This is a genomic window from Jannaschia seosinensis, from assembly GCF_001408515.1.
GTDB classification, from domain to species: Bacteria; Pseudomonadota; Alphaproteobacteria; order Rhodobacterales; family Rhodobacteraceae; genus Jannaschia; species Jannaschia seosinensis.
This window is the reverse complement of sequence record NZ_CYPR01000012.1, coordinates 1-6157: the sequence shown is the minus strand read 5'-3', so window position 1 is coordinate 6157 and position 6157 is coordinate 1. Positions and strand designations below refer to the sequence as shown.

General features: G+C 62.0%; 5 protein-coding genes and 2 pseudogenes. 2 read left to right on the top strand and 5 right to left on the bottom strand.

Annotated features, from left to right (window positions below):
• From JSE7799_RS01040 to JSE7799_RS01025, 4 genes and pseudogenes are all read right to left on the bottom strand, one after another.
• Positions 1–358 (bottom strand): annotated as a pseudogene (locus JSE7799_RS01040) (helix-turn-helix domain-containing protein); the annotation flags it as partial.
• A gap of 1049 nt (positions 359–1407) precedes the next feature.
• Positions 1408–1557 carry a hypothetical protein gene (locus JSE7799_RS20790; RefSeq protein WP_186201803.1) on the bottom strand — a complete coding sequence of 50 codons (150 nt, stop codon included), beginning with the start codon at positions 1555–1557 and terminating at the stop codon, positions 1408–1410.
• Positions 1558–1706: 149 nt separating this feature from the next.
• Positions 1707–2054, bottom strand: a pseudogene (tnpB, locus tag JSE7799_RS01030) (IS66 family insertion sequence element accessory protein TnpB).
• 20 nt (positions 2055–2074) lie between these two features.
• Positions 2075–2326, bottom strand: coding sequence for a hypothetical protein (locus JSE7799_RS01025; protein ID WP_245624740.1), 252 nt, complete (start codon positions 2324–2326; stop codon positions 2075–2077).
• A gap of 303 nt (positions 2327–2629) precedes the next feature.
• Between JSE7799_RS01025 and JSE7799_RS01020 the strand changes: the two genes are divergently transcribed.
• Complete coding sequence (locus JSE7799_RS01020) at positions 2630–3394, top strand: hypothetical protein (protein WP_055661938.1); 765 nt, start codon at positions 2630–2632, stop codon at positions 3392–3394.
• Between the two features lie 605 nt (positions 3395–3999).
• Here the strand turns inward: JSE7799_RS01020 and JSE7799_RS01015 are convergent.
• Positions 4000–5223 carry a cation:proton antiporter gene (locus tag JSE7799_RS01015; RefSeq protein ID WP_055661937.1) on the bottom strand — a complete coding sequence of 408 codons (1224 nt, stop codon included), beginning with the start codon at positions 5221–5223 and terminating at the stop codon, positions 4000–4002.
• 527 nt (positions 5224–5750) lie between these two features.
• Here JSE7799_RS01015 and JSE7799_RS01010 point away from each other — a divergent pair.
• Positions 5751–6157: transposase (locus JSE7799_RS01010; RefSeq protein WP_186201802.1), on the top strand; the 407-nt coding region annotated here is incomplete at its 3' end.

The following is a 6157-nucleotide window of genomic DNA, read 5'->3' as shown; positions in this document are numbered from 1 at the left end:
CCGCCTTGGTCTTCAGGTCGCGCAGGTTCCCCACGCCATGCCGGCGCAGGCAGCGGTCCAGCCCCGAGCGCGAGGCGTTCGGGTTCAGGAACTCCCGCACAACCGCCAGCAGATCATCCAGCGACACCAGCAGCGCCTTTCGCAGGGCCACCGCGACGGCCTCCTGCGGTGGTGTCAGCGTCGTCTGGAGCCTGTGCGGCGTGTGGCTGCGATCCGCGACGCTGTCGCGCTTGCGCCACTTGTAAACTGTCTGCTCCGTTATGCCGAAGCGCTCGGCCAGGACCGGAGCAGGCTCCGTGCTCGCCTGGATCGCCGCCCGCACCTTCGGCGTGGTCGTGGCCTGCTTGTGAAGGAAGATGTATCAGCATGGTCGTGCCCCGTCTCGAAGGTCCCTCAGAACCGATCTTGCCATGAAGAGCGCGGATCGTCGCGGGGAAAGGTGATCATCCGGGGCGGAACATCTAGCGATGAATTGCCCAAAACGTAGGGCTGTTCGCCGTACAGCCAACTCTTGAGATTATCGAAGATTGGCGCCGCTCCCGACTGCCGGATCTCGACCCGACGACCGGGCGCCAATCCCCACGCCTCCTTTTCCAGGGCATAGAGCGGCGTGATGTGTCGGATGGGCCTCATCGGCGATGGCCGGCCCCTGGGCCTCGTGGACGTTAATAAATTTGCGCCGGACGTGGGCCATTCAGTCTAAATCGCAAATGTTTCTGGACCGGTAGATCTCCTCGGAACCGCCGTAGCTATCGGAATGTTTCCAGCCCCTATACCCTGTCAGATCATCCTTCTATCCTCGGGGTGAGGGCCCTTCCGGTCGGGAGAGAAGCGATGCCGGATGGATGGCGGAGCGTCGCTGCTCCACGGGCGCTCATCGTGCCCATAGGTCTAGGGCCGCGCTTGCCGGTGCCCGGCGTCAACATCCCGATCGGGGTATCTTCGGTGATGATAGCCTGCCCGGCCAGCATACGCCGTCCTATGGCATCGGCAAGTGGTTCCGGTTACACGAGGGATTTCCCCACCCAGTCCGCCAGCGTCGAAGGGTCGAGGTCCAGCCCCTCCCGCTCGAAGATCTGGCTCTATCGATACAATGGCAGGTGATCTGCATACTTGGAGACGAAGACATGTGCTACCAGACCCGGTCGGGCACGTCCGCGCGCGATCGGACGTGATGGCAGGGGGCATGCATGAACGCTTCGCAGTCGGAACACGCAAACCGCGGGCGCACGATCCGGTTTACGATGAACCGCCCGGAACCTATTCCAACTCCTCGGTCACATCCGAACCCAAGCGGCGCAGCCTTTCACAATGGGCGCTGTCATCGTTATCGGTGATCAGTTTGATTTTCTGACGCGGGATGTGATCGGGATGAGACGGCATTTCGGTTTGTCCTTCTCTTTTTCGTCAGTAAGCTGACGGCATCGCGACCGTCCTCGCAATGGAGATCTCGCTGGCTTCTAGCGCCAGTTGAAGCCGCTCGATCGCCTCCGGCGAGGTGTCGAAGCAATGGCTTCGGTGACCGGCCGGTTGATGGCGCAGCTTCTCTATCAGCATCGCCTGCGACCTGACCTCGGCGAGCAGAAGCGCCGTGAGTCAACGCAGTTCCTCGGGCTCTTCCGGCAGGGATTTGGCCACTTCCAGCATCGCCAATCAATGCAAAACAGAGGCGAGACAGGAAGCTCGAACCCGCTAGCAAGACCAACTTATCCCACTTTGACAGATGTCCAGCCTCGTTGTGGTCGCCGCCAGTTAATCCCATCCAGCAGCATGGCCAGCTGTGCCGGCGTCAGCGCGATCTAGCCCGCCTTCGCCGACGGCCACAGAAACCTGCCCTTCTCCAGACGGTTGCTGAACAGGCATGCGCCTTCGCCGTTCCACCAGATGATCTTAATCAGATCGCCGCGCCGACCGCGGAAGACGAACATATGCCCGGCGAACGGGTCCTGCTTGAGCACTGTCTCCGCCTGGGCCGCGAGAGTCGTGAACCCGCGTCGCATGCCCGTCACGCCTGCCGCCAGCCACACGCGGGTGTTCGCCGGGACAGGGATCACCCGGCCAACTCGCGAATTCGTCAGACCAGCGCCTCGGGACCGTAGGCTCCGCTGATTGGCAGCCGGTGACCGCCCGCGGTATCGATTTCGATCGTGTCTGCCGCAGGCACCGGACCGGCGGCGGCTTCACTATCGTCGTGCGTGGGCTGATCGACGATTTTGACCGGCAGGAAACACGCTGCATCCGGCTCAACCGGGGGCTCCGGCTCATGATACGGATTGCGTAGCCATTTGAAGATCAGATCACCATTCATCGCGTAGCGCTGCGCCACCCGCCCAACCGACACTCCCGGTGGCGTCGTCTGTAAACGGATCGATCATTTACCCTCGTCACTCCGAAGCCGCTTCGTCCGACGAGCCATCACGCACCCATAGTGTCCACTATCCCGTGGTGCACACTGCCTCGCCCTCTATTCGCGGCAGAGCAGCTACCCCGGATGTGTGCTCTCCTAGCGTGCGTCTAAGCAGATAGGCGCCGACAAGCGCAAAATCAGCGACGTCCTCCGCTTCGGTCCGGAACATGCGCTTCTCCCTATGGTTGAACGCGACAACGGACACGAAGACGGAGATTCAGAATGACACGTTTAAGCAAGAACATGCGCAGCACGGCGCTCGCCGCATTCCTCAGCCTGCCTGTCGCGACCGGAGCCGCCTATGCGCAGCAGTCGCAGGACGCAGACGAGCCCATGCAGGAAGCGCCCGCGCAACAATCCGGTCAAACCGCAGGAAGCCCGCAGGCAGACGCTATCGTAGCGACGGTCGGCGACGCCGAAATCCGGGGCGCGGACCTCATGACCGTCATCGGTGCGCTGCCTCCGCAATTGCAGTCGCAGCCGCCGCAAATGCTCGTGCCGATGGCACTGGAGCAACTGATCCTGCGGGAACTTATCCTCCAAGAGGCCCGTGGACAGAACCTCGCAGACGATCCTGAGGTCGTTGCCCTCGTGGAGGGCTCGGCTGAAGCCGCAGAGGAAGATGCGATCGTGCAGGTTTGGCTGAATCGGGAACTGGCGAGTGCCGTGACCGACGAAGCCGTGCAGCAGGCTTATGAGAGCGCGCAGGCGCAGGGCCAGCAAGATCTTCCCCCCGTCGAAGAGGTTCGTCCGCAAATCGAGCAATACCTGCGCCAGCAGGCGCTGCAGGATGTTCAGGCGCGGTTGCAGCAGGATGCCGATATCGTGCTCTACGACCCGACGGGCCGTCCGGTTGAGCAACAAGAGGGCCAAGGCGCACAGAACGGCGGCAACAACTCGATAAGCCAAGACGGCGGTGACAGCGCTATGGGTGGCAATTCGAGCGAGCAGTCGAATGACAGCGACGCCTCCGACGATGAAAACTAAGCGTTCGTAATAACGACGGTTATCGGCCTCCTGCGCCTCTTGGAGGCCGATAACGGCCGAAACGCCGAAATCACTGAGCGGAACGCTGCATCAGCGGCGATGAAAGCTTTTCCAGACCCACGTGCCGTCCTGAACACACTTGAAAAACAGACGTTCCGTCTTGCAATGCTCCTCACTCTTTGCGCACCTTGACGATTTCTACAGAGCTTGGGAAGACAGTGAGGCCTTTAGCTGTTCCGTTCCGAATGATCACATTTCCCCGCGACGATCCGCGCTCTTCACCGCCTATTGGTTCCTAAGAAGCCCTCCCTTGTTCGCTACTTCAAGAGGTAGCCACATGATGCGGCGCCACGGACACGAAAAATTAAACAGCAGCGGATTTCGTAATGAGCAGGGAGAGCAGGAAGCGGAGACAGCGCCTCAAGAACGAAAGAAGGCTGTTGGTACCTCATTGCAGGCCGTTTGGTTGGGCCTCGCGAACACAGATGGAGATTGACAGTCCTTTCCTATGAGACCGTGCTCGGACAGCGATCATGGCAGGGCGGACCGACACCGAAATCGAGCGTCCGCACCGGTCGCACGAATGCAAACTAGCCGCACAGGTGCTAGCCCGAGGCCCGGCGGTAACTGGCGAGACCTGCCGCCGAGGTGATGCCGTGGCTCAGGATCGAGGCCAGGATTACGAGGCTCGCCGCGTGCCAGTAAAGAGGATCGTGCGTCCGCTCCTCCGCAAGCTTGGCGTAATATATCGCTGCGACGCCGACGGGTGCGAACCAGCCGAGAAAGATGGCGTCTCGGAGCTTGAAGGCCCCGCCAAATCCACGGCCGGTCAGAAGGATCGCCGCCGGTCGCCGCAGGAAGAGAACCGCGAAGGCGAAGGCAAGTAGAGGCCATCCCAGCCCAATCCATTCGCGCCAAGGCAGCATTGCCCCGAAAAGCACGAAGACCGGGAGGTTGAAAAGCTTGCCAATCGCCTCCTGCACGTTCTGCTCCTCATAGGCCGCAGAGCGGTCGATCGTCAGGTTGAACGCGGCCCCGGCCGCGAAGGCGGCAAGAATACCGTCGGACCCCAGCAGCTTGGCTGCGGTGACCACGAAGAGGGAAAGCGCGACGGTCAGGCCAAGTAGCGAATGTTCCTCGACCCAGTCCATCATGTTGGCTTGATGCAAGGCCTTGGCCACGAGGCAGCCGATGATGGCGCCGATGAGGATCGCGACCAGAACGCCGATTATCAGAACCTCCCAGACCCAACGCTCCCATGCGGCAGAAGATGCGGTGTTGTCCAGAAGCAGGATCGGAAGCAGCACGATCACATAGGCAAGACCGTCATTCGCGCCGGATTCCAGCGACAGGGTGGAGCGCAGCCGGTCGGGCAGGCTACGCTCGGCCAGACCGCCGGTGACGATCGAAGAGGCAACGACGGGATCCGTCGGCGTGACGATGGCACCCAGAAGAAGTGCAAGGAGGGGCGAGATGCCGAGGATGGCCCAGGCGAGCCCTGCCGAAGTCAGCCACATCACGAGCATCCCCCCTGTCAGGAGAAGGCCGACAGGACGCAGGAGGCGGCGGTAATCCTCCTTCGGGGTGCGCAGGGCGACGCCGAAGACGGAGATCGCCAGCGTGAAGCGGGCGGCTGCCTCCAGAATCGCATGCGCATCCGGCCAGTTCTCCGGCACCAGCCAGCGGAGCATCTCCGGTCCCACGGCAATGCCCACCCCGACCGCGAGCAGAGGCTTCGAAATGGGCAATGATTCGATGCGGGAGGATACGAGTCCGACGAGAACGATGACGCAGGTGGCCACCGCGAGCGCGATGTTGATCTGGTGCAAGCTTCGCCTCCTTCGCTCCAAGCAGGTCCTACCGCTAGCGCGAGTCTTTCCGCTCCGGCCTGCATCTGTTGGCGAGATCTGACCTCGTCCAGCCCGCATATGCGGCATGTGTCCATGTCGAAGAAGAAGACTCGCGGCGCGCCGCCTGTTCCATCAGCCTCGCCCTTTCGGACGAAGCGGTCTCCAGCTGGTGCAACTGCCCAATCGGCTTTGAAAGGGAGTCGCTCATGCGATAGGGCCGGTCTGACCCCCGGCAGGAGCGCACGTTTCATCGGGGATGTAGCTCTCTGCGGAATGGCCGCGCTGCGATCGTGTGCCGCTCCGGGCAGACGAAGCCGATCCGCATCCGTTCCCCGGAACGTGCGCCGGTTCACCCTTTCATCAAAGCGGGGACCGAGAAAACGCTCCCGCCCCACCTAGCCCGGATAATTCACGAGAAGGCGGCGGAGGTGGCGTAACCGTCTGAAACTCTGTATTTTTTGGTTATCGACGCCGAAGATTCAGATTTCAGCAGGACGACCTCCGCCATGGCTCAATCTACGTGCTTCACGCCCCGCCTGTCACCCCTCAATGGCAAGCCGGTCCTGCTCGGGTTTGACGGCGCCGACATGAGCTCCGACGCCGGCCTGACCCTGCTGCGCGAGATCGAGCGCAGGGCGGGTCTGGCGCAGCGGCTCGCAGATTGCCTGCACGATCCGCGTGACCCGGCGAAAGTTCAGCATAGCCTGTGCGACATCATCCGGTTCCGGATCATGATGATCGCGGCGGGATATGAAGACGGCAATGACGCGACCGCCCTGCGGTACGATCCCAGCTTCAGGATCGCGCTGGAGCGTGGCCCGGAAACAGGGCCGGTCTTGTGTTCGCAGCCGACGATCTCGCGCATGGAAAACCTGCCAGACGCCCGCGCCCTTATCCGCATGGGCCGCGAGAT

Bases quoted from the DNA above. Each gene is read 5' to 3' on its own strand.
- JSE7799_RS01020 (WP_055661938.1), top strand. From the start codon at position 2,630: ATGACACGTTTAAGCAAGAACATGCGCAGCACGGCGCTCGCCGCATTC.
- JSE7799_RS20790 (WP_186201803.1), bottom strand. From the start codon at position 1,557: ATGCTGATAGAGAAGCTGCGCCATCAACCGGCCGGTCACCGAAGCCAT.